Here is a 25,473-nt window from a genome sequence, read left to right on the forward strand (position 1 = left end):
AATTTATGTTTAGATTCTATCGTAAGCAGAAGTTTAAGCGCCTTCAAAATACCCTAATGTTGGCATTTCTTGTCCTCAGTATTACCCCAGTGACACTTATCGCGATATTTTTCCTCCAGTCGCACAGTCAGGATCTTCAGGAACAAAGTACTTCGCACCTTGTTTCGGTCCGTGATACTAAGCAACAGCAAATTGTCGATTACCTACAAGCTCAAGAGTCCCAAGTCATGGGCTTTGTTCGCTCAGAACTTGCCAATGCCAGTGGCGGGCGATTCTATGGTTTAATCAATGCGTTCCAACGCTTAGGATTAGATATTGACGAAGCGCGCAGTAATGCGCAGCAGCGTTACATTCAAGGCTCTGGCGATCAAATCAAGACATCAATTCTTCCAGAATCTAGTAGCTTTATTGGCAGCGAACGTTATCGACTGCTTCACAAGCGCTACCATAACTCATATCAAGAATTGCTTAAGCGTTCAGACTTTGATGACATTCTATTAGTCGACATTAACGGTAACGTCGCTTACTCAATCTTTAAGCGTGATGATTACGGTACTAACTTGCTAACAGGTAAGTACAAAGATTCAAACCTAGGCGTTACCTTTCAACGCTTAGCAAAAGACGTAAAAGACAAACGTAAATCCAACGAGGACTATACACCGGTTATCGTTTCTGACTTTAAAGATGAGAACGGTAAGCAGACGGCTTGGTTAGGTGCGCCTATTGTTCAACAAGGCTACCTGCACAGTTACGCCATGTTTAGGCTGCCAATCAATGGGATTACTAAGCTGATCGCGGATCTCAACAAGAGTTCAAATATTCAAACACTGCTTGTGGGTGATGATCACCTGCCACGCAGCCTCGCCCATTCGCAAGAGTCGATTAATTTAAGCTTAGACGTTGTCGATAAAGCATTGGCTGGCGAAACGGCCGTAGGTACGTTCAACAACACTCAAGATCAAGCGATCATCGCAGCATATACCCCAATTGAGCTGAAATACGCAACATGGGCTCTTGTCGTAGAGCTGCCAGAAAAAGAGGCGTTTGCCCGTATTCATCAGTTAGAGAAGATCTTCGTGATCGTGATGCTCACAGCGATCATTCTTGTGTTTGTCGCATCGCATTATCTGTCCAATTTCATCACTTCCCCTCTCCTCAAACTGACGTGGGCTGCCGAGAAAGTCTCTGCTGGTGATCTTGATGAAACCATGATCAATACCGAACGCAAAGATGAAATAGGCCGACTGGCGGTTAGCTTCGAAAGAATGCAGCGATCGATCCGTGAAAAAATGCAGCTCATCAAGAGCCAAAACGGTGAGCTTGAGGACAACCTTAAGACCATTCAAAAGCAAAATGAAGAGTTGCAACTGGCGAACAAACTTAAAGATGAATTCTTAGCCACCACCTCACATGAATTGAGAACGCCATTGCATGGCATGGTTGGTATCGCTGAAGCGCTAATATCTGGTGCTAACGGCCCTATTCCTGCCAACCAGAAGTACCAATTGGATATCATCATCAATAGTGGTCAGAGGTTGGCTACACTGGTTGATGACCTGCTTGATTATCACAAGATGCGCTATGGCAGCTTGGATATTAAGAAGTCTGCTGTTGATTTATCTGCAGCCACCAGCTTAGTGCTTGAGTTATCTCATCACCTGTTAGGTAACAAGCCAATCCGCATCATTAACCAAGTGCCAAGCGATTTAGGTCTCGTTTCATCGGATCCTCAACGACTTGAGCAAGTGATGTATAACTTGGTTGGCAATGCCATCAAGTACACATCAGAAGGTAAGATTGTTATCTCAGCAAGCGTCATCGACGACAACATTCGAGTACAAGTTGTTGATACCGGTCAAGGTATACCTGCTGAATATCTTGAACACATCTTTGAGCCATTGATTCAAGCTGGCCAAGACGCAAGTAACTATCGCCAAGGTGCCGGCCTTGGGTTATCCATCAGTCGTCAGTTAATCGAGTTGATGGGTGGTTCGCTGTATGTAAGTAGCCAGCCGATGCTTGGCACTACATTCAGCTTCACATTACCTTTAGCTACCCAAGAAGAACTGGATAGCTACAGTGAGTCAGGGAGCTACTCACACTTCCAAGCGCCGGATTTAATTGATAACACTCAGCAAGAAAACAGCGCTATCAGTGAAAACCCAGATGGCCCGTTATTGGTTATCGCCGATGATGAGCCGGTGAACCTGCGCGTATTAGACAGCTTCTTGAAGCTAGAAGGTTATCGAGTTCGCACCGCCTGTGACGGCCCTGAGACCATTGAACTGATTGAAAAAGAGAAACCAGAGTTACTTCTGCTCGACATCATGATGCCAGGTATGAGCGGCTATCAGGTTTGTGAAGCACTGCGTAAGCAATACGATCATGCACAATTGCCAATCATCATGCTAACGGCACTCAACCAAGCGGAAGACCGGGTTCGCGGTTTCGAAGCGGGTGCCAATGACTATTTATCCAAGCCTTTCAACAAACAAGAACTGGCGGCTCGAATTACTGCGCACCTATCAGCAAGCAAAGCTGAGCAAAGACGTATTGAGAATGATCAATTGCAACTAGAGCTTAAACACAGGGCCATGGTTGAAGCTAACCTGCTAGAAACTCAAGGGCGCTTGCTAGAGCAGCTAGAATCAGCCCCTGAGGCCATCATCTGTATTCGTGATGACCAACGTATTCGCTTCGCCAACGAAGCGGCTGCTAAGCTGTTTAGACGTGGGCAAGAACAACTCAAGCGTTCAATGGCCGACGAGATCATCGCGCCTAAATACCTGAAGGTGGAACAAGCTCACTACTGTGGTGATATTGATATCTATATAGACGACACACGTCAGCGCATTCCAAGTGATATCCTTAAGCTACCTGAAGGCTCAGGGCTCGACACCATGTATATCTTCAATGTCGGTGGTGGCGTTAACTCAAACCGAGTCAATAACCTCGAAACAGCGGTTGAGGCACTTTCAAGCTACGCCTTTGAAGGTGACAAAGATAAGCTTCAACAACTGAAGGAGCTTGGCGGTGAATTTACTCGCCTTGCTGATAAGGCAACTGGTGAGGGTAAAAACAAGCAAGAGCTGATGCGTGAAGTACTAGTCGATGTCATGACCAATGCCATTATCTACTGGGAGTCTGTTACTGGGGAGACCAAGTTTGCTTTCGCAGAAAAGAGTGGCTTATGGCGAGTCTACTTAGACCGCAGTACCCTACAAACTAGAACGCTAGACAAATACCTACGAGTAGAAACTCTACCGAAAACACCTCGCTGGCGAACGGTACTGAGCTCTATCGAATTCATACTTGAGCACTGTAAAGAACAAACACCAGAAAGAACTCATATCGAGATGCTAAGGGATAAACTACAGAAACTACTGACCAGCTAATCCTGAAGTAAGATCACGATACTGTAAATAATGGAGCCCACTTAGCGTGGGCTTTTTTGTACGCCTAATAATCACAAAAAGTAGAATCCCAACGCTTGCAACACACTTTTTTTACGTCTTTAAACAAGGAGGAATTCACGCCAATTACGCATAGTGCGTACTCGTAACCATCAGTACTTTTCGTTCTATTCTCAATCATATCTGACCGTTATCTTACTCTTTGTTGCAGTTTGAGAAGCGAGTCACAACAGAACGGCAGATTTAATTTTCTAGGGAAATTTAACGTAAAAGCGGCAAGTGACCAAGATCTACAATTACAAAACCCTAGCCTAAAGCTTTATAATAAAAAGCTCAGGTAGTTAGTGACCACTTACATCCAACCGATACAGCAAAACCAAATGCGAGTCACATCACCTTAACAATTGCGCACAAAAAACCACCAAAGCACCCCGTTTTGACGTTAATGACGTGGGATTGTGTGTTTTTAACGTTTTTGACGGGAAACGAGTTTGATTAATTCATCGATAAGGTGTTTTCTTACTCCTGCCAAAGGCCTACAGGCCACTCTTACCACTTCTCAGAATCAACGATGAATCTGGAGCAATGAAGAAGAGGTAGGCCTTTAACTAGAGTGTGTATCTACTAAACAATTTAGCGACAGATAACATTCAATCCATTAGTGAAATGAAAGCAAATAGTAAGGAACAGCTATGCTTGCCAATATAAAAAAAACAGCAATAGCAACAGCAATTATTGCAACTGCTACAACAGGTTTTGCATCAGTAGCAACAGCTGCAGAACGCAGTGAGTTGACTATTCACCCGAAAGAGTACACTACATTCGTACGTAACTTTAACCCGTACCTTGGTGCTACCAACCTACATACTACAACCGACTTCCTTTATGAGCCGCTAGTAGTATTTAACGAAATGCACGGTAACACTCCGGTGTTCCGTCTAGCTGAAAACTTCACAATGTCAGATGATCTGATGAGCGTAGTTTTCGACATTCGTAAGGGTGTTAAATGGTCTGACGGAGAAACTTTCTCTGCTGATGATGTTGTTTTTTCTTTCAACCTTGTAAAAGAGAAACCAGAGCTTGACCAATCTGGCATCAACTCTTGGGTAACTTCTGTAGAAAAACTAAACGACTACCAAGTTAAGTTCAGCCTAACAGAAGCTAACTCGAACGTACCTTACGAGATTGCTAAAGTACCAGTAGTACCTAAGCACATCTGGAAAGACGTGAAAGATCCATCAACGTTTACCAATGAGAACCCAGTAGGTTCTGGTCCGTTTACAGAAATCGATACGTTTACAGCTCAGCTATACATCCAGTGTGCTAACCCGAACTACTGGGATGCAGACAACCTAGATGTTGACTGTCTACGTGTTCCACAAATTGCGAACAACGACCAGTTCCTAGGTAAAGTTGTAAACAGTGAAATGGACTGGACGTCTTCTTTCGTTCCAGATATCGATCGTACATACGCTGCAGCTAGCCCTAAACACCACTACTGGTACCCGCCAGCAGGTACACAGGCATTCATTGTTAACTTCAAGCACCCTGATGCTGCGAAGCATGAAGCATTGAGCAACGTTGAATTCCGTCGTGCTTTCTCTATGGCTCTTGACCGTCAAACTATCATCGATATCGCATTCTACGGTGGCGGTACTGTGAACGATTTCGCATCGGGTCTTGGCTACGCATTTGAAGCTTGGTCTGATGAAAAAACTCATGACAAGTACAAAGGCTTCAACACTTACAACGCTGAAGGCGCGAAGAAGCTTCTTGCTGACGCTGGCTTCAAAGATGTAAACAAAGATGGTTTTGTTGACACTCCATCAGGCAAGTCTTTCGAACTAATGATTCAATCGCCAAACGGCTGGACTGACTTCAACAACACAGTTCAACTAGCGGTAGAACAGCTAAACGAAATCGGTATTAAAGCGAAAGCTCGTACACCTGACTTCTCTGTTTACAACCAAGCAATGCTTGAAGGTACATACGACGTAGCATACACAAACTACTTCCACGGTGCGGATCCATACACGTACTGGAACAGTGCTTACAACTCATCACTTCAATCTGGTGATGGTATGCCTCGTTTCGCGATGCACTTCTACCAAAACGACAAGCTAGATGGTCTTCTAAACAGCTTCTACAAAACAGCAGACAAGAACGAGCAGCTAGATATTGCACACGGTATCCAGCAAATCATCGCTGCAGACCAAGTGACAATCCCAGTGATGTCTGGTGCTTACATGTACCAATACAACACGACTCGCTTCACTGGTTGGTGGAACGAAGAAAATCCAAAAGGCCGTCCAAACATTTGGGCTGGTATTCCAGAGCGTCTACTTCATGTACTGGACCTAAAACCAGTTAAATAAGTAATCGTTCAATCTTTGCGGCGTAACTTCTTACGCCGCTTATAAAAATCCCCACACTATCAATTGAAAGTATGGCGCTAGTCGTCAGGGGATTTTTCGTTCCAAATTTCGCTAGGAGCGACCTGAATCCAGAAACAGGGAAACAATCTGGGTGAGTAAGGTGTGAGTTATGGGTTATTTTTTAAGACGTTTGTCATTTTATTTTGTCGCGCTATTAGTTGCAGCGACGTTAAACTTTATTATTCCAAGAGCAATGCCTGGTGACCCAGTTACCATGATGTTTGCGAACGCTTCTGTACAAGTTACTCCTGAGCGTATTGCGGCAATGAAAGAACTATTAGGCTTCGTTGATGGCGGCTTACTGGTTCAATACGGCGCATACATGAAGAACATTCTAAGCTGGGAGCTTGGTACATCAATTCAATTCTACCCACTTTCAGTAAATACACTGTTAGGTGGCGCATTCGGTTGGTCGCTATTCTTAGCAGGTACTGCCGTTATTCTTTCTTTCTCGATTGGCTCAATCCTAGGTATTTTTGCAGCGTGGAAACGTGGCAGTAAATACGATGCCTTTGTTACTCCAGGGATGCTTATTCTACAAGCCGTTCCTCAAGTTGTTATTGCCATGCTTGCGCTATTTACCTTCGCAATTGGTTTGAAGTGGTTCCCAACTGGCTACGCCTATACCGCTGGTACGATACCTGACTGGACAAGTTGGGCATTCATCAAAGACGTTGCTTACCACGCTTTCTTGCCTCTGGTATGTGCTTCGGTTGTTCAAATTGGTGGCTTCCTAGTAAACATGCGTAACAACATGATCAACCTACTCGCAGAAGACTACATCACCATGGCGAAAGGCAAAGGCCTTAGCGAAAACCGAGTGGTATTCAATTACGCAGCTCGTAACGCGATGCTGCCAAGTGTGACGGCGCTTTCGATGTCTCTAGGTATGGCAATCGGCGGTCAGTTAATTATCGAAATCATCTTTAACTACCCAGGTCTTGGTAGCGTACTTTTCAACGCAATTAACGCTCGTGACTACCAAGTATTGCAAGGCCAACTGCTTATCATGACGCTATTCATGCTGTTCTTTAACCTTGTTGCAGACATGCTTTACGTTGTTCTTGACCCTCGTCTTCGTAAGGGTGGTAAATAATCATGAAAGATATTCTAAAACTCATTTGGCGCAATCCGATGGCCCTAACCGGTGTCATCATCCTAAGTATTTTTATTCTTGGTGCTATTGCGGCTCCATTGATCACCAAACATGTACCAGACAAGCGTACAGGTAACCCACACGAGTACCCTGGCTTCGTCGTTAAGTCTGCACAAACGAACCCTGACGGCTGGGTTGCTCAAAACCTAGCAGACGACCGTCGCACACTTATCATGTCTAAGAAGGCAGATCACGTACTGGGGACAACTCGTATGGGGCGTGACGTTTGGTCACAAGTGGTATACGGCGCACGTGTATCTCTGGCTGTAGGTTTTGGTGCAGGCCTTACCGTATGTTTACTAGCAACGGTTATCGGTGTTTCCGCGGGCTACTTTGGCGGCCGTGTCGATGACATTCTGACAGCCGCAATGAACATCATGCTGGTTATTCCTCAATACCCATTACTGTTCGTCGTTGCAGCCTTTATCGGTGAGGCAGGGCCACTCACCATAACCTTAGTTATCGGCTTTATGTCCTGGGCTTGGGGCGCGCGTGTTGTTCGTTCCCAAACGTTAGCACTGCGTGAAAAAGAGTTTGTAAAAGCCGCTGAAGTTTTGGGTGAATCTTCATTCCGTATCATCTTCGTAGAGATTCTTCCAAACCTTATCTCTATCGTTGGCGCGAGCTTCATCGGTTCGGTGATGTACGCAATCATGATGGAAGCTACGATTTCGTTCCTAGGTCTTGGTGACCCGAACACAATCAGCTGGGGCATCATGCTTTACAACGTTCAAACCTCTTCATCAATGCTGATTGGCGCTTGGTGGGAACTGTTGGCTCCTTGTATCGCATTAACACTACTTGTAACTGGCCTTGCTCTACTTAACTTCGCGGTCGATGAAATTGCCAACCCGCAACTGCGTTCTCACAAAGGCATGAAGCGTTGGAAAAAACTAGCGGCTCAAGATAAAGAAGAACGTGAACCAGAACTACCACCACAAAATGCACTTTGGAGCGGAGATAAATAATCATGTCTGAACCACTAATTTCAATCCGCAACTTATGCGTGGATTACATCACAGAGTCTGGCGATGTTCGCGCGTGTAATAACGTAAGTTTTGACATCGCTCCGGGTGAAGTATTCGGCTTAGCTGGTGAATCTGGCTGTGGTAAATCAACCGTTGCTTTCTCTCTTATGCGTCTTCATAAGCCGCCCGCTTACATCAGTGGTGGTGAAGTCATCTTCAATGGTGAGAACATCCTTGAATACAGTGACGAACGTATGCAAGCGTTCCGCTGGAGCGAGATGTCGATGGTATTCCAGAGTGCGATGAACGCACTCAACCCTGTACTTCCAATGGAAGAGCAGTTCTGTGATGTGATTATGCATCACACCAACATGACTCGTGAACAAGCTAAACAACGCGCTGAAGGTCTACTTGAAATCGTCGATATTCACCCGAGCCGATTGAGTGACTACCCTCACCAATTCTCTGGCGGCATGCGTCAACGCTTAGTTATTGCTATCGCTTTAGCATTGAATCCAAAGCTGATCATTATGGATGAGCCAACGACCGCGCTTGATGTGGTTGTTCAACGCGAAATCCTACAAAAGATCTATGCACTAAAAGAAGAGTTTGGTTTCTCAATTCTGTTCATCACCCATGACTTGTCATTGATGGTCGAGTTCTCTGACCGTATCGGCATCATGTACTCCGGTGAACTTATCGAGGTCGCGAACTCTCAAGATATTCTAGAAAATCCTTACCACCCTTACACCAAAGGGCTGGGTAGTTCTTTCCCTCCACTAACAGGGCCAAAGACAAAACTAGCGGGTATTCCGGGCAACCCTCTGAACCTCTTAGAGATTCCTGAAGGGTGTCGTTTCCAAGCTCGTTGTGACCGTGTACATGAAACTTGTACTAAGGTGCCAACTAAGCTGCGCTCTATCGACCCGGGACACTTGTCTAACTGCCACCTGTACGGTGACCCAATAGTACAAAGAAAGCTATAGCTTGCACGCTGAATCAGCGTGGATAACGAATAAGGCGGCTCGACCGTCGAAAAGCAAGCAAAACGAACAAGGATTCTGGAGACAATTATGAGCAAAGATTTCGGTCAATTATTGGTAGAAGGCAAGAATGTCGTAAAAGACTTCCCAATAAGCAGTACCACCATTCAAACCCCAATGATGCGTGCGATTAACGACGTGTCATTCAAGATGTACAAAAGCCGTGGCCTAGCGGTGGTTGGTGAGTCTGGTTCAGGCAAATCAACAACGGCAAAAATGATCGCAAAAATGTACGCGCCTTCGGGCGGTACGATCGAATACAAAGGTCGCGATATCCAAGAGATCTCAAGCAGAAAAGACCTCATGCACTACCGTGAAGGTGTGCAGATGGTATGGCAAGACCCGTTTGGTTCACTGAACCCAACACACAATATCTTCCACCACATCGCTCGCCCTTTGTTGATCCACAAAAAAGTATCTCCGGGCAACAATAAAGAGTTACAGGAACGTGTATACGATCTTCTAGAGCAAGTGGGGTTAGTACCACCGCAAGCGACGGCAGAAAAGTACCCTCACCAACTCTCAGGTGGCCAGCGTCAACGTGTCAACCTTGCACGTAACATCGCGGTAGGTGCGGAAGTGGTTCTAGCCGATGAGCCAACCTCAATGCTTGATGTATCGATTCGTGCTGGTGTTTTGAACCTGATGGAAGAGATGAAGTTTGAGAAGCAAATGTCTCTACTTTATATCACTCACGACATCGCAACTGCTCGTTACATCGCTGAAGATCTTTCCGTAATGTACGTTGGACACATGGTGGAATGGGGCGATACCGATGACGTTATTGCTAACCCTCAACACCCTTACACTCAGCTATTGGTTTCGGCAGTTCCAGATCCTAAGAAATCGATCCACGACCAACTAGCAGGTAACAAAGGGGAGATCCCACTTTGGACACCAGTATCAGCAGGTTGCCCATTTGCAGGCCGTTGTACTCACGCGATGGACAAGTGTAAAGAACAGCTGCCAGGAGTTACACAGTTAGCTGATAACCACTTTGTACGTTGTTACCTACACGAAAGCTAAGCAATAAAGTCCAAGTTAGGGTCTGCGGACCCTAACTATTTATATCCAAAACATTCAAGTACCTAGCCAATAGAAACTAGGACTGTCGGAGAGTATTGATGCTGTTATTGACCAACCATATTGGCTATGAGTCCACAGGCCCAAAGCAAGCTATCTTACAAACAAAGAAAGCTCGTCTATCGAGCACTACGGCTTTACTCGTCTGTGCAGACAATCATATGACTGTCGGAAGTTTTGATGTGGTTAAACAAGGCCGCGTAGCAAATTGGCATCAAGGGCAATTCTTCACTATCGATTTCAGTTCAGTTACTGAATCTGGTCGCTACTACCTACGTTTTGACAACCTGCGTTCAGAAGTATTTGAGATTGGTAGCAACCTATTAATGAACCACACATTCTCTGATGTGCTTCATTACTTTAAGTCACAACGCTGTGGCGGTATTTTCGACAAAAAAGATCGACAAGCACAAATTCTAAGTACCGACAGATACGTCGATGTCCACGGAGGATGGTATGACGCATCAGGAGATGTCAGTAAGTATTTTAGCCACCTGTCTTATGGTAACTACCTAAACCCACAACAAATTCCAATGGTCGTTTGGAACATGCTAAAAAGTGCACGCTTGACTAGCCATAACCCAGACTTCCCGAAATTCTCCATGACTCGTCTAACGGAAGAGGCTCTGTTCGGTGCCGACTTCTTAGTGCGTATGCAAGACGCCGACGGATACTTCTATATGACGGTATTCGACAAATGGAGCAAAGATATCAATCAGCGCGACATCTGCGCTTATGCGACTCAAGATGGTCATAAATCAACGGACTTACAGGCGGGCTACCGACAAGGTGCCGGCGTAGCTATTGCAGCATTGGCTGCTGCATCTGAGCTTGAAGCCTCTGGCAGTTACTCTAGCCAAACCTACCTTGATACAGCTGCGAAAGGCTATTGGCACCTTAAAGAACACAACCTTCAGTACCTAAACGATGGCGAAGAGAACATCATCGATGAGTATTGCGCCCTACTCGCAGCCAATGAGCTGTATCGCGTAACTCAAGACCAGCAATACCTAACAGAAGCAAGAGCTTGGGCGACTCGTTTAATCTCTCGCCAACAGTCAGATAATTCATTTGAGCACTTCTGGTCGGCAAACTCTGATGGCTCTCGCCCATACTTTCATGCAGCAGAAGCTGGCCTTCCGGTGATTGCGCTATGCGAATACATCGACAACGAAACCAATACTGAATTAAAAGAACAGGCTCGCACAGCTGTTGAGCAAGCTTGCCAGTTCGAAATCAACATTACCGACAAAGTCACCAACCCATTCGGCTACCCAAGACAGTACGTTAAATCTGTCGATGGTGATAAACGTGATGCCTTCTTCGTCGCTCAACAGAACGAGACAGGTTACTGGTGGCAAGGTGAAAATGCTCGCCTTGGTTCACTCGCAACCATGGCTTACCTAGTTCAACCGCACATTAAGGATAATGACCTTCAACAGCGTCTAATCCAGCTTTCACAAAACAGCCTTGATTGGATCTTGGGCCTCAACCCATACCACATGTGCATGCTCGATGGTCACGGCCATAACAACCCAGACTACCTACCTCAGCTTGGTTTCTTCAATGCAAAAGGTGGTGTCTGCAACGGCATCACGGCTGGTTTCGAAGACGAACAAGACATCGCATTCAACCCACCAGCACAGAAAGACGACATGCTTCAAAACTGGCGCTGGGGTGAACAATGGATCCCTCACGGCGCTTGGTTCCTATTGGCAACGGCTTCGCAATTCAACTTCCTAGCACAAAGTAAGGAGCAATAATCATGACTCTTTACTACGTAGGTATTGATGGTGGAGGCACTTCTTGTCGAGCTCGAATTCGCGATGACCAAGGCAAGCTGGTTGGTGAAGCAAAGAGTGGCAGTGCCAACATTCTATTGGGTGTTGATGTTGCAATGAACTCTATCGTTGACGCCATCACCAAAGCCGCACAACAAAGCCAACTCGACTCTAACGATTTTTCTAATATGCATGTTGGTTTGGCGCTAGCTGGCGCAGAGCAAAAATCAGCATGGCTCGACTTCATGGTACAAGCTCACCCTTTCGCAAGTATGACACTCAATACAGACGCTTACGGCGCTTGCATTGGTGCTCACAACGGCCAAGACGGTGCAATCATGATTGGTGGCACAGGTTCATGTGGTATCTACCTAAACAACGGCGAACAACATGTTGTTGGCGGTCGTGAATTCCCAATTTCAGACCAAGGCGGCGGCGCAGTGATGGGCCTTCGTTTAATTCAGCAAGTTCTACTCGCTGAAGATGGCATTCGCAACAAAACTCCGCTGACTCAGCATGTTATGAATCACTTCAATAATGATGTTGATGCGATCGTGGCGTGGTCAAAAGGCGCGATTCCAAAAGATTACGGCCAATTTTCTCCAGTTATTTTTCAACTGGCAAATGAAGGTGATGAACTGGCTATCGAGATGCTCAAGCAAACCGCTGCTGATATCGAAATGTTTGTCTTAGCACTACACCGAAAAGGCGCTGACAAGGTGTGCTTAATGGGAAGTATCGCTGAGCGTATTCTCAACTGGCTATCTCCACCAGTACAACAATGGATCGTTAAACCTCAATTCGACGCTATCGAAGGCGCATTGATGTTTGCCGGAAAATCACAACACAACTTGTATCAACAGGCTTAGCAGGGAAGTTATATGAATTATCGCATCGACTTAGCTGTTCTTTCTGAACAAAAAAATAACTGCCGATTCGGCCTTACGGTACATAACTTAAGTGACCTCGACGTACAAGATTGGTCACTGCATTTTGCCTTTGACCGATTCATCCTTCCTGAGAGTTTGTCGCAAGGTGAATTGACTCAAGTAGGAAGCTTTTGCTCGTTCAAACCAAATTCGCCAGTGTTAAAAGCCAATAACCATTTCTACCTTGAATTCAGTATTCAAAGCGCACCATTCCGCTTCTATTCTGATGGCCTTAACGATGCCTTTATCCAGTCACATCATGATGGGGAAACATCGGTACTGCCTGTCGCGATATCACCCATTGTACTGGCTTCGCCATACCGTGAACGCAATCAAATTCCTGAAGTGAGCGCAGCTCAAGTGGCATTGATTCCTCAGCCGAATCAGATCGAATTTCAGCAAGGTAGTTTCGCGCTAAGTAGATTCGCGCTAAGCAGCGAATGCAGAATTGAGGTTCAATCTCATCTTGCTGATAAGGCAGTCTCTTGGTTCCAGCAAGAATTGCTCTCGACCTTTGAGTTGTCTCTTTCGAACGCGCTTTCAACTGAACTTTCAAAAGACGAAAGCGGCGACATTCTATTTCGCAGCAACCCGACGTTAGATGAAGCCGAATACAAGCTGTCCATCACTGCACAACAGATTACTGCTGAATCAGGCAGCCAATCGGGCTTTACACACGCTGTGGCAAGCTTGATCCAGTTAGTTCAACAACTGGACGCGGAGAACTTCTCTCTACCATGTTGCAAAATCGCCGATCAACCTCGATTTAAGTACCGCGGCATGATGTTGGATTGCGCTCGTCACTTCCACTCAGTCGATCAAGTGAAGCGTTTGATCAACCAACTGGCGCAGTACAAATTCAACGTTTTTCACTGGCACCTAACCGATGATGAAGGCTGGAGAATTGAGATCAAGAGCCTGCCTCAGCTAACAGAAATTGGCGCTTGGCGTGGTCCTGATCATGCATTAGAACCGCAATACACCCACATTGCTGACAACTATGGCGGCTTCTACACACAACAACAGATTCGCGAAGTCATTGAATATGCTGAGCAACGCAGCATCACGGTGATCCCAGAGATCGATATACCGGGACACTGTCGCGCCGCAATCAAATCACTGCCAGACATGCTAGTTGAGCAAGCAGACACCACACAATACAAGAGCATTCAGCACTACAACGACAACGTGCTAAATCCAGGTTTACCGGGTACTTACCAATTCCTAGATGCAGTTATTGAAGAGGTCGCAGAGCTTTTCCCTAGCGAATTGATCCACATGGGCGCAGATGAAGTGCCACCAGGAGTGTGGAGCAACAGCCCTGCAGCTCAAGCTCTGATGAAAAAGCATCAATATAAAGACAGCAAAGACTTGCAAGGTCACCTATTCCGTTATGCCGAGAACAAACTCAAGCAACTTGGCAAGCGCATGGTGGGCTGGGAAGAAGCGCAACACGGCGACAAAGTCAGTAAAGAGACCATCATCTACTCGTGGCTCAGTGAAGAAGCTGCAGTGAATTGCGCTCGCCAAGGCTTTGATGTGGTGCTGCAACCGGCACAATTTACCTATCTCGACATGACCCAAGATTATGCACCGGAAGAACCGGGCGTAGATTGGGCTGCCGTAATCCCATTAGAACAAGCTTATACCTATGAAGCGCTTGCTGAAATATCCGACACCGACCCAATTCGTAAGCGGATCCGCGGAATTCAGTGTGCTCTATGGTGTGAGATCGTCACCAACCAAAAGCGTATGGATTACATGGTATTCCCAAGAATTAGCGCTTTAGCTGAAGGATGTTGGACACATAAAAACAACCGAAACTGGCTAGATTACCTATCTCGCTTAAAGGGGCATCTGCCATTACTCGACAGACTCGATGTTGATTATCGCAGCCCTTGGAAAGCTCAATAAAACAAAATCAAAGCGACACTCATATCGAGTGGATACTGACTCAAATTAAGTTGCTAACTCAAATTAAGGTGCTCAGTCAGATAAGACTCAGCATCACTATTTAAAAATTAGCTGCATAGATGCAGTTTGTTAAAAAGGAAATGACAATGAAATACGGCTATTTCGATAACGACAATCGCGAATACGTCATCACTCGCCCTGATGTACCAGCACCTTGGACCAACTACCTAGGTACTGAAAAGTTTTGTACCGTAATTTCGCACAATGCGGGCGGTTACTCGTTCTACAATTCTCCGGAATACAACCGTGTTACTAAATTCCGTCCAAACGGCACATTCGACCGTCCAGGACACTATGTTTACCTGCGTGATGATGAGACGGGTGATTACTGGTCTATCTCTTGGCAGCCAGTGGCAAAAAGCCTAGATGAAGCGAACTACGAAGTACGCCATGGCCTGTCATACTCTAAGTTCAAGTGTGAATACAGCGGTATTACCGCAACTAAAACGCTATTCGTTCCTAAGGGAGAAGATGCTGAAGTTTGGGACGTCGTGCTGAAGAACAACACTGACAAGCCAAGAACCATCAGCACTTTCTCATTTGTTGAGTTCTCTTTCAGTCATATTCAATCAGATAACCAGAACCATCAGATGTCTCTGTACTCTGCAGGTACGTCTTACCAAGAAGGTGTTCTGGAATACGACTTGTACTACAACACCAACGACTTTGAAGGCTTCTACTACCTAGCTTCAACTTTCTCACCAGACAGCTACGATGGCCAACGTGACAACTTCCTTGGCATGTACCGTGATGAAGCCAACCCAATTGCGGTTGAAAATGGCAAGTGTTCTAACAGCGCTCAAACCTGTTACAACCATTGTGGTTCTCTGCACAAGCAATTTACGATTCAACCGGGTGAAGAAGTCCGCTTTGCGTATGTACTCGGTATCGGTAAAGGCAACGGTGAACGCCTACGCGAGAAGTACCAAAATACAGCCAACGTAGATGCGGCTTTCCAAGGAATAAAAGATCACTGGGACGAGCGTTGCAACAAATTCCAAGTTAAGTCGCCAAACGAAGGCTTAGACACCATGATCAACACGTGGACGCTATACCAAGCGGAAACCTGTGTGGTTTGGTCGCGCTTTGCATCCTTCATTGAAGTCGGTGGCCGTACTGGCCTTGGTTACCGTGATACGGCGCAAGATGCTATTTCAGTACCTCATGCCAACCCACAAATGACCAAGAAGCGCATTATCGACCTACTTCGTGGCCAAGTGAAAGCAGGCTACGGTCTACACTTGTTCGATCCAGACTGGTTTGATCCAGAGAAAGCTGACGTTGAACCTTCAAAATCACCAACGGTTGTTCCAACACCGTCAGATGACGACAAGATCCACGGCATTGACGATACCTGTTCTGATGATCACCTATGGATCGTTCCAACCATCATCAAATACGTAATGGAAACGGGTGAACACGATTTCTTTGATGAAGTGATTCCATACGCAGACGGTGGCGAAGCAACGGTTTACGAGCACATGAAAGCGGCGCTGAATTTCTCTGCAGAATACGTAGGGCAAACCGGTATCTGTAAAGGTCTTCGTGCTGACTGGAATGACTGTTTGAACCTAGGTGGTGGTGAATCTTCTATGGTTTCATTCCTACACTTCTGGGCGCTACAAGAATTCTTAGACCTTGCTAAGTTCCGTAATAACGAAGTTGACGTCGCTAAATACACGGAAATGGCAGCTAACGTTCGCGAAGCGTGTGAAACACACCTTTGGGATGACGAGGGTGGCTGGTACATCCGTGGTCTGACTAAAAATGGCGACAAGATCGGTACCGCTCAACAAGCTGAAGGTCGTGTGCACCTTGAGTCAAACACGCTAGCGGTTCTATCTGGCGCGGTATCTCAAGAGCGTGGCGAGAAAGCGATGGACGCTGTCGATGAGAACCTTTTCTCTGAATATGGCCTGCACCTAAACTCTCCTTCATTCGCAACACCAAACGACGATATCGGTTTCGTAACTCGCGTTTACCAAGGCGTTAAAGAGAATGGTGCAATCTTCTCTCACCCGAATCCATGGGCTTGGGTAGCAGAAGCGAAGCTAGGTCGTGGTGACCGTGCTATGAAGTTCTACGACGCACTTAACCCGTACAACCAAAACGACATGATTGAAACGCGTTACGCAGAACCATACTCGTACGTGCAGTTCATCATGGGTAAAGATCACCAAGATCATGGTCGTGCAAACCACCCTTGGTTAACAGGTACCTCTGGTTGGGCTTACTTCGCGGTAACCAACTTCATTCTTGGTGTTCGTACAGGCTTTGAAGGCTTAACAGTTGATCCATGTATCCCGACTGATTGGCCAGAGTTCGAGGTTACTCGTCAATGGCGTGGCGCGACTTACAACATCACAGTGCAGAACCCGAATGCAGTAAGCAAAGGCGTTGCCTCTATCACTATCAATGATGAGTCAGTTGAAGGCGCAATCCCGGTACAAGCAGAAGGCAGCGTGAACGAAGTTATCGTTGTACTCGGCTAATCACTTAATTTGATGAACAGCTCCTATCTCAAGTCTTTACTGGCTTGAGATAGTGAGACTAAAAGGATTTTCTAATGATTAAATTTGGTACTGGCGGCTGGCGCGCGTTTATTGGTGAAGAGTTCACTAGAGAAAACGTCCGCTTAGTGGCACAAGCACTCTCTAACATCATCAATAATGAAGATGCAGCGAAAAACGGCTTCGTTATCGGCTATGACCGCCGCTTCCTTTCAGATAAAGCCGCGTGCTGGTTTGCTGAAGTATTGGCAGCCAACAACATCAAAGTGAGCTTTATCGACAAGTTCGTTCCGACTCCTATCGTGATGTTCCAAGCAAAAGAGATGGGATGTATTTACTCTGCGTGTATTACCGCTTCTCACAACCCAGCGGACTATAACGGCATAAAGATCTTCATTGAAGGTGGCCGAGATGCTGATGAGACCATCACAGAAAAGATCGAACAACAGATTTCGACCCTAACCAGTGAAGATGTCGTCAGAGTCGATTTTGAACAAGCATTGAATGACAAAGAAATTGAAATCATCAATCCGATGAACGCCTTTGTTGACTCGATCATTAACGCTATTGATATCGAATCGATTAAACAAGCCAACCTAAGAGTCCTGATCGACCCAATGTTTGGCGTGGCAAAAAACGCACTGCAAACCGTTCTAATCAGTGCCCGCTGTGATGTCGACGTGATCAACGATGGTAAGAACCCAGATTTCGGTGGTCTCATGCCATCTCCTAATGCAGCTACGCTGTATCGCTTGAAGCATTTGGTAGCAGCAGAAGGCTATGACATTGGTATTGGTACCGATGGCGATGCCGACCGTTTAGGCATCATCGATGAGAAAGGTCACTTCATTCACCCTAACGAAGTGTTACTGCTTCTTTACTACTACTTATTGGAATACAAAGGCTGGAAAGGCTCTGTCGTGCGTAACATCGCTACCACACATCTGCTCGACAAAGTAGCGGCAGATCATGGTGAGAAGAGCTTTGAGGTTCCTGTAGGCTTTAAGCATATCAGCTCTCAAATGGAAGCCGATGATTCACTGATTGGTGGTGAAAGCTCGGGCGGTTTAACCATTCGAGGTCACATCAAAGGTAAGGATGGCGTGTTCGCATCGAGCTTACTGGTTGAGATGATCAGTGTGACAGGCAAGAAGCTGTCTGAGCTGCTTGATGAGATTTACTCTAAGTATGGCTATGCGTATACGGCGGAAGGCGATTGCAAGTTTAAACCTTCAGAGAAGGAAGCGCTCTACACCAAGATCTACGTCGAAAAACAACTGCCTGAATTTGAATACGAAATTGAAAAAGTCAGCTATGAAGATGGTGCCAAGGTGTACTTCAAGAATGGCGGCTGGGTGATTGCTCGTTTCTCAGGAACTGAGCCATTGCTACGAATCTTCGCAGAAATGGAAGATAAAGACACTGCAGAACATGTTCTTCAAAAAGTGAAAGACTTCCTCTCTCTATAGGCTTATAGAGCGCAGCAGTCTTATATGGGACTTAACAAATCACTGCCTTGTTAACCCCTATAGATGAAGAGCTTTTGCCCAGTACTTTAGATTAAAGTGCTGGGCTTTTTTATGGCTCATCGAGAATTAGCGGTACTATGAGTTGAGTTGTACCTAATTAGAAAGCCAATACGCCTTTGGTATCCACTTTTACGTTGACCGGCATACCAACTTCAAGCGCTTCTGACGAGGTTGCCAATAGCTTTTGACCGTATGCTTCAATAACATAACGACAGTGGTCGCCCATAAATTGCTGCTCTAGTACTGAAATAGCACTGTCTTGTTCGTAACTAGCTTGGATATGCTGTGGTCTTAAAAGAAGCTCACACGCACTGCCAAATTCAATCTCCGTTTGTGGTTTAGCTTCAACCACACCTAAGCTGGTTTCAAACTCCAGCTCTGAAATACGCTGTGCATTGAGGTAACTGCCGCCGCCCAAAAAGTCTGCAACAAACTTACTCGAAGGGTGGAAATAAAGCTCCGATGCCGAACCATACTGTTCAATCACACCATGGTTCATTACTGCCATCTTATCTGCAAACGCGAACGCCTCTTCACGACTGTGAGTCACAAAAATAGCCGTCACACCCTGCTTCTTAAATATTTTACGAATCTGAGAGATCAACTCATGGCGAACCTGAGTATCGATGTTTGAGAAAGGTTCATCCAATAACAATAAATCTGGCTTGTATGCTAAAGAACGAGCAATCGCTACGCGCTGCTGTTGACCACCAGAAAGTTGATGTGGGTATCGGTCACCGAATTCATCTAAATGAACCAGCTCCAACATCTCTTGGACTTTCTCTTTCTTTTGCTGATCAGAGAGATCTTTAAGGCCAAAACCGACATTCTGGTTTACCGTCAGGTGCGGAAACAGGGCGTAATCTTGGAAAATCATACCGATGTTTCGTTGCTCTGGTGGCAACCAATTATCACCATCATCAATGGTTTGACAGTTCAAGCTCATGATTCCGCTACTTAATGGAAGCAGGCCTGCAACCGCCTTAAGCAAAGTTGTTTTTCCGCAGCCACTGGCACCAAGAAGACAAACAATTTCACCATGCTCAACTTCTAACGAGAGCGATTCCAAGATGGTTTGCGACTCATATTTGCAAGTCAGATCTTTAATTGATAATGCACAACTCATTAGTGTTTCTGCTCCAAAGAACGGTTAACGATGATCAGAGGAATTAAACCCACCAACACCAATAATACAGCAGGCATTGCCGCCAACTCTAGGTGCTCATCTGAGGCATAGTTATAAACATAGGTCGCCAATGTTTCGAAGTTGAAAGGACGTAACAGCAATGCCGCATTTAGCTCTTTCATTGATTCGATAAACACCAGTAAACCTGCGATCAACGCACCGCGTTTAATCAAAGGCAAATGGACACGACGTAACATCTGGTTGGTATTACAACCCATGGTTTTAGAAGCCATATCCAATGAAGGAGATACTTTACTCAAGCTACTTTCGATACTGCCGATCGCCACTGCAGAAAAACGCACGACCATTGCAAAGATAAGCGCAAACATGGAACCAGAGAAGATCAAACCAGGTCGTCCCCACTCCATCACTTTAGCGATGTCATTGACCAAGTGATCCATAAACAACACGGGTACCATCACGCCAATCGCTAACACGGTGCCTGGAACGGCATAGCCCATCGAAGCAATACGCATGTAAGCCTGATTTTTCTTACTTGGGCTAACACGCTGATTAAAATTCACAATCATCGCAATGATAACGCCAATAATCGCCGCGACTACTGACACATAAAGGCTGTTAATCGCATACTCTCTGAATTCAGGCGTCCAGCTTTGCGCAAAGTATTTGTAGGCATAGATCATCAACTGACCGAGAGGGAACAAGAATGCAACACACACTAATCCCCAGCACCAGAACAGTGCCAACCATTTTTTCCAACCGGACAAGTCGTAGCGAAAGTCTTCACGACTGCTGAATTGATTCTGGAACAGTTTCTGTTTACGACGGCTATAGCGCTCTGAACTCAACAGTAGGATCACGATAACCAGCATAATTGCCGATATTTTCGCTGCAGCCGTTAAACTTGAATAACCTAACCAGGTATCGTAAACCGCTGTCGTTAAGGTGTTGACTGCAAAGTAACTCACGGTACCAAAGTCACCGATGGTTTCCATTGCGACAAGCGATAGACCTACCGCCATAGAAGGACGAACAAGCGGTAAAGAAATACGACGAAAGCTTTCCCAAGGTGAACATTTTAGCAACCGAGCGGATTGCAATAAGGAGACGTTTTGCTCCATAAATGCCGCGCGGCACAACAAGTAAACATACGGGTAAAGAACGAGGGACAAAACAATAATGGCACCCGATAAGGTTCTAATATCCGGGAACCAATACTCACCGGGTCCCCACCCAGTCAGATCTCGCAGTAGCACTTGAACAGGGCCTGCAAAGTCGAACCAATCGGTAAAGATATACCCGACAATATAGCCAGGCATAGCTAATGGCAGTACCAGTGCCCACTGTAAAACACGCTCACCCGGCACACGGCACATTGCCATAATCCAAGCAGACGGAATACCAAAAACTAAAGACAGGAACATGGTTCCTATGACTAAAACCACCGTATTGTAAGCATAGGTGGGCATCACTGTGGACATCAGATGAGAAAATAGCTCATCTGTTTCTCCAACAGCCGTCGTAAAAATCGCTAAGATCGGTAAAACCAGCAATACTGCAATAATGCCGCTACTGGTGTTCCATAAATAATTCTTTTCTTTCATCGCCTAACTACAACGAGGCTTAATGAAACACAAATGCATTTGCAAATACATCTCATATCCTTTTAATGGTGGGGTTATTTATACCCATATACTGTAACGACTTCAAGGTGAGATGCTAATAACTCAAGGGATCAACGACGAGCTTTGTATCAAAAAGTGATTTTCCAAAAACAAACAACCCCAAGTGACCGAAAATGGCGACTTGAGGTTGTCATTTTACTTGGGCCGAAGCCTACAGTAATAAATTAAAGATCGAACTTAACTTCATCTAATAGCTTGATTGCTGCTGCGTGGTGGTCAGCGATCTGGTCTAGAGAAATTGTATCAGCTTTGAATTCACCCCATGAAGCAACAAGCTCAGAAGGTTTAACGTCTGCTTTCACTGGGTATTCGTAGTTTACTTCTGCGTACATGCTTTGCGCGGTGTTACCAGATAGGAATTCCATTAGCTTAACGGCATTCTCTTCGTTTGGAGAGTATTTAGCCATTGCCATACCAGAGATATTCACGTGAGTACCTGTTGTCTCTTGGTTAGGGAAGTTAATGTAAACAGCATCAGCCCAAGCTTTTTGCTCTTTATCGTTAACCATCTTACCTAGGTAGTAGCTGTTGCCAAGAGCAACATCACATAGACCTTCTTTAATCGCTTTAACTTGTGCGCGATCGTTACCTTGAGGCTTACGTGCTAGGTTTGCTTTTACGCCTTCTAGCCACTCTTTCGTTTCAGCTTCACCTTTGTGAGCGATCATCGAAGATACTAGAGAAACATTGTATGGGTGCTTACCGCTACGAGTACAGATTTTGCCTTTAAATTCAGGCTTAGTTAGATCTTCGTAAGTGAACTCTTCACCTAGACGACCAACACGGTCACGTGAAGAATAAACGCTACGTGTACGAGTTGTTAGAGCAAACCACTCGTTAGCAGTATCTTGGTACTGAGCAGGGATGTTCTTTTCAAGTACATCACTTTCAACAGACTGAACTAGACCTTGTTTAGTTAGTTCAGATAAACGGCTGATATCGACAGTTAATACAACGTCAGCTGGGCTGTATTCACCCTCTTGAGCTAACTTCTCTGCTAAACCTTTTTTAGCAAACTTAACGTTTACTTTAATGCCAGTCTCTTTAGTGAATTCCTTGAACATAGGTTCAACTAGGAAAGGTTGACGGTAAGAGTATACGTTCACTTCTTCCGCAGCCATTGCTGTCGGGGCAATCACACTACACGCTAGAGCTGAAAGTGTTAGCAGTTTTTTCATTGTAAAATCCTTCATATCGAAATGATAATCTATATCAGTTGCGTTATTATATTCATCAGTAACATAATTACAATGATGTCCGACAAAAAATTTGTCTACTCAGCACCATCAAGCTCGCACTTTTGTAACAATGTATTTCAGGAGATATTCATATCATCTCCTATTCAAAATACTCGCTCACTCTCTCTTGAGAGATCATTGTTGCTTAGACATAAATAACAAGAAACCCCATAACCAATGGTTATGGGGTTTCTTAAACTAGCTTACTCTTTGTCTACATTAAGCTTTATTCTTTGATTACTTTACTGATACAAATTCAGGGTAAGCGCCAACACCACAATCGTGCATGTCCATACCTTCTAGTTCTTCATCTTCGGTTACACGGATACCAATTGTTGCTTTAAGCACTGCCCATACCGCTAGGCTAGCTCCGAATACCCATGCAAAGATTACTGCTGCACCCAATAGTTGAGCACCAAACGTTGCATCCGCGTTGCTTAGAGGCACAGCCATTAGACCGAAGAAGCCACATACACCGTGTACTGAGATAGCACCCACCGGATCATCAATCTTCACTTTATCTAGAGCAATGATGCTGAATACAACCAAGGCACCAGATACCGAACCAATCGCTACAGAAAATAAAGGTGATGGTGATAGAGGGTCTGCAGTGATTGCTACTAGGCCAGCTAACGCACCGTTAAGAATCATTGTTAAGTCTGCTTTACCCCAAGTTGTTTTACATACTAGTAATGCTGCGATTGCGCCAGCTGCTGCTGCTGCGTTGGTGTTAAGGAAGATCTGGCCAACCGCTGTCGCGTTTTCAAAGTCTGAAACCATTAGCTGAGAACCGCCGTTGAAGCCGAACCAACCAAACCATAAGATGAACGTACCTAATGTTGCTAACGGCATATTTGAACCAGGGATTGGGTAGATTTCACCATTTTTACCGTATTTACCTCGACGAGCACCGAGTAACAATACGCCAGCAAGCGCAGCCGAAGCACCAGCCATATGCACGATACCTGAACCTGCGAAATCACTGAAGCCTGCTTCTGATAGGAAGCCACCACCCCAAGTCCAGTAACCTTCCATTGGGTAAATAAACGCTGTTAGAACCACAGAGAAGATAAGGAATGACCAAAGCTTCATACGCTCAGCCACTGCGCCCGAAACGACCGACATTGCCGTTGCAACGAACACAACTTGGAAGAAGAAGTCAGATTCTAGTGAATGGTCTGCGCCTTCACTTTGAGTACCAATTAAAGTACCGAATGAAGGCAACCAACCACCTTCACCGTTATCTACGTACATAATGTTGTAGCCAACCACTAAGAAAGTCGTACAAGCAATAGCGTATAAACAGATGTTCTTGGTTAAAATTTCTGTGGTGTTCTTTGAACGAACTAGACCAGCTTCAAGCATTGCGAAGCCTGCTGCCATCCACATGACCAACGCACCTGAAATGAGGAAGAAAAAAGTGTCTAGTGCGTAACGTAGTTCCATTACTGTTGTCGTAAGTTCCATATTAAAGTCTCCAGTCCTTGTAATTCTTTAAAGTGCTTCAGCATCCATTTCACCAGTACGAATACGTACGGCTTGGCTTAGGTCATACACAAAAATTTTGCCATCACCGATTTTTCCGGTATGTGCTGCTTGGCTAATCGCTTCAACAACTCGGTCAACGTTTTCAGCTTGGGTAGCAATCTCTAGCTTCACTTTTGGTAGGAAATCCACTTGGTACTCCGCACCACGATACAATTCAGTATGTCCCTTCTGACGACCAAAACCTTTCACTTCAGAAACTGTCATACCTTCAATGCCCACATCAGAGAGCGCTTCGCGTACATCATCTAATTTGAATGGCTTAACAATGGCATTTATTAATTTCATATTCGTTCCTTAAATTCTTCACTTAATCCGTTAATTCTCTTATTACAATCCAAGTAGCGTGCCAAAATGTTAAGTCATTGATTTTAAATAATATGCAAATGATAAGGTCATAAAAACAAAAAAGGCCGCACCAATATGGTGCGGCCTTTTCACTATCTTAATGCGTTGCGCTATTGTTGCTCCAGTTTTGGGCAACCAAGCCTTCAAAGCTCTAAATGACTCAAGAATAGGGGCTAACTAGCGAGTAGAAAGTTAGACCTTAATAGCCTAAAAAGTCCATCCAGCGTTCGATAAGCCGCTCGAAATCATCGATTCCACAGCTTGCTTGGCTTTCACAGTTATAGAAGTCGAATTCACTGCCCTCTTCCATCTCTTGCTCATGCGCTAACACGTTTTCCTGAATCGTTACGTCATCTTCATTGATAGCAAGGCTGATCTCTTTGCCAAGCAGCGTCACTTCATTACTCAGATCCTGTCGAGATTGTTCAATCAACGCCATCACGTGATCCAGTTTCTGCTTATCTTTCCCAATCTCTTCTTGAAGCCAGCGGCCAACAATTTCATGACCCATGCTGCACTTTACATAGTACTCGCCCATTAAAGTGTTTCGTGTAAATTCAAATTCCATAAAGGCTCCGCGCACTAATGACAGATAGGGTAAAAAATGAGGCGAGAGTATATAGCGAAGTCTACGAGAGATCGAGTGTGTTTAATGCTGCACTAAACCACCAATAAAAAATCAGCAAGAG

The 25,473-nt window shown here is 45.3% G+C and carries 17 protein-coding genes; 11 read left to right on the forward strand and 6 right to left on the reverse strand.

Annotation, left to right across the window (positions count from 1 at the left end; translation table 11 throughout):
• Positions 1–5: 5 nt before the first annotated feature.
• The 11 genes from M4S28_RS14500 to M4S28_RS14550 all read left to right on the forward strand — a co-directional run bounded on the left by M4S28_RS14500 (position 6) and on the right by M4S28_RS14550 (position 18,761).
• Positions 6–3,395, forward strand: coding sequence for a response regulator (locus M4S28_RS14500; protein ID WP_249632014.1), 3,390 nt, complete (start codon positions 6–8; stop codon positions 3,393–3,395).
• Between the two features lie 710 nt (positions 3,396–4,105).
• Positions 4,106–5,788, forward strand: coding sequence for an ABC transporter substrate-binding protein (locus tag M4S28_RS14505; protein WP_004734533.1), 1,683 nt, complete (start codon positions 4,106–4,108; stop codon positions 5,786–5,788).
• Positions 5,789–5,957: 169 nt separating this feature from the next.
• Positions 5,958–6,944: an ABC transporter permease gene (locus M4S28_RS14510; protein WP_004734532.1), complete on the forward strand. Its 987-nt coding sequence runs from the start codon at positions 5,958–5,960 to the stop codon at positions 6,942–6,944.
• 2 nt (positions 6,945–6,946) lie between these two features.
• Positions 6,947–7,972, forward strand: coding sequence for an ABC transporter permease (locus M4S28_RS14515; protein WP_004734531.1), 1,026 nt, complete (start codon positions 6,947–6,949; stop codon positions 7,970–7,972).
• A gap of 2 nt (positions 7,973–7,974) precedes the next feature.
• Complete coding sequence (locus M4S28_RS14520) at positions 7,975–8,958, forward strand: ABC transporter ATP-binding protein (protein WP_146454918.1); 984 nt, start codon at positions 7,975–7,977, stop codon at positions 8,956–8,958.
• Positions 8,959–9,045: 87 nt separating this feature from the next.
• Positions 9,046–10,041: an ABC transporter ATP-binding protein gene (locus tag M4S28_RS14525; protein WP_249632015.1), complete on the forward strand. Its 996-nt coding sequence runs from the start codon at positions 9,046–9,048 to the stop codon at positions 10,039–10,041.
• 98 nt (positions 10,042–10,139) lie between these two features.
• Positions 10,140–11,861 carry a glycoside hydrolase family 9 protein gene (locus M4S28_RS14530; RefSeq protein ID WP_249632016.1) on the forward strand — a complete coding sequence of 574 codons (1,722 nt, stop codon included), beginning with the start codon at positions 10,140–10,142 and terminating at the stop codon, positions 11,859–11,861.
• A gap of 2 nt (positions 11,862–11,863) precedes the next feature.
• Positions 11,864–12,748, forward strand: coding sequence for a glucosamine kinase nucleotide-binding domain-containing protein (locus M4S28_RS14535; protein WP_054541855.1), 885 nt, complete (start codon positions 11,864–11,866; stop codon positions 12,746–12,748).
• Positions 12,749–12,760: 12 nt separating this feature from the next.
• The gene (locus tag M4S28_RS14540) at positions 12,761–14,722 is read left to right on the forward strand and encodes a beta-N-acetylhexosaminidase (protein ID WP_249632017.1); all 1,962 of its coding nucleotides are present in this window, start codon (positions 12,761–12,763) and stop codon (positions 14,720–14,722) included.
• 146 nt (positions 14,723–14,868) lie between these two features.
• Complete coding sequence (locus M4S28_RS14545; RefSeq protein WP_249632018.1) at positions 14,869–17,274, forward strand: glycoside hydrolase family 94 protein; 2,406 nt, start codon at positions 14,869–14,871, stop codon at positions 17,272–17,274.
• A 74-nt stretch (positions 17,275–17,348) separates the two neighbouring features.
• Positions 17,349–18,761, forward strand: a complete 1,413-nt coding sequence (locus tag M4S28_RS14550; RefSeq protein WP_249632019.1) for a phosphoglucomutase/phosphomannomutase family protein — start codon at positions 17,349–17,351, stop codon at positions 18,759–18,761.
• Between the two features lie 157 nt (positions 18,762–18,918).
• Here M4S28_RS14550 and M4S28_RS14555 read toward each other — a convergent pair whose 3' ends face one another.
• The 6 genes from M4S28_RS14555 to M4S28_RS14580 all read right to left on the reverse strand — a co-directional run bounded on the left by M4S28_RS14555 (position 18,919) and on the right by M4S28_RS14580 (position 25,352).
• Positions 18,919–19,947 (reverse strand): ABC transporter ATP-binding protein, encoded by a 1,029-nt coding sequence (locus M4S28_RS14555; RefSeq protein WP_249632020.1) that lies wholly within the window; start codon positions 19,945–19,947, stop codon positions 18,919–18,921.
• Positions 19,947–21,572, reverse strand: a complete 1,626-nt coding sequence (locus M4S28_RS14560; RefSeq protein ID WP_017091574.1) for an ABC transporter permease — start codon at positions 21,570–21,572, stop codon at positions 19,947–19,949. Before M4S28_RS14560 ends, M4S28_RS14555 begins: the two co-directional genes overlap by 1 nt.
• 245 nt (positions 21,573–21,817) lie before the next feature.
• Complete coding sequence (locus M4S28_RS14565) at positions 21,818–22,831, reverse strand: Fe(3+) ABC transporter substrate-binding protein (protein ID WP_017084266.1); 1,014 nt, start codon at positions 22,829–22,831, stop codon at positions 21,818–21,820.
• A 297-nt stretch (positions 22,832–23,128) separates the two neighbouring features.
• Complete coding sequence (locus M4S28_RS14570) at positions 23,129–24,358, reverse strand: ammonium transporter AmtB (protein WP_017084267.1); 1,230 nt, start codon at positions 24,356–24,358, stop codon at positions 23,129–23,131.
• A gap of 27 nt (positions 24,359–24,385) precedes the next feature.
• Complete coding sequence (glnK, locus tag M4S28_RS14575; protein ID WP_004738200.1) at positions 24,386–24,724, reverse strand: P-II family nitrogen regulator; 339 nt, start codon at positions 24,722–24,724, stop codon at positions 24,386–24,388.
• Positions 24,725–24,983: 259 nt separating this feature from the next.
• Positions 24,984–25,352 carry a YacL family protein gene (locus tag M4S28_RS14580; protein WP_017088701.1) on the reverse strand — a complete coding sequence of 123 codons (369 nt, stop codon included), beginning with the start codon at positions 25,350–25,352 and terminating at the stop codon, positions 24,984–24,986.
• Positions 25,353–25,473 lie beyond the last annotated feature (121 nt).

Source organism: Vibrio sp. J383 (genome assembly GCF_023503985.1).
Classification (GTDB): Bacteria; Pseudomonadota; Gammaproteobacteria; order Enterobacterales; family Vibrionaceae; genus Vibrio; species Vibrio splendidus.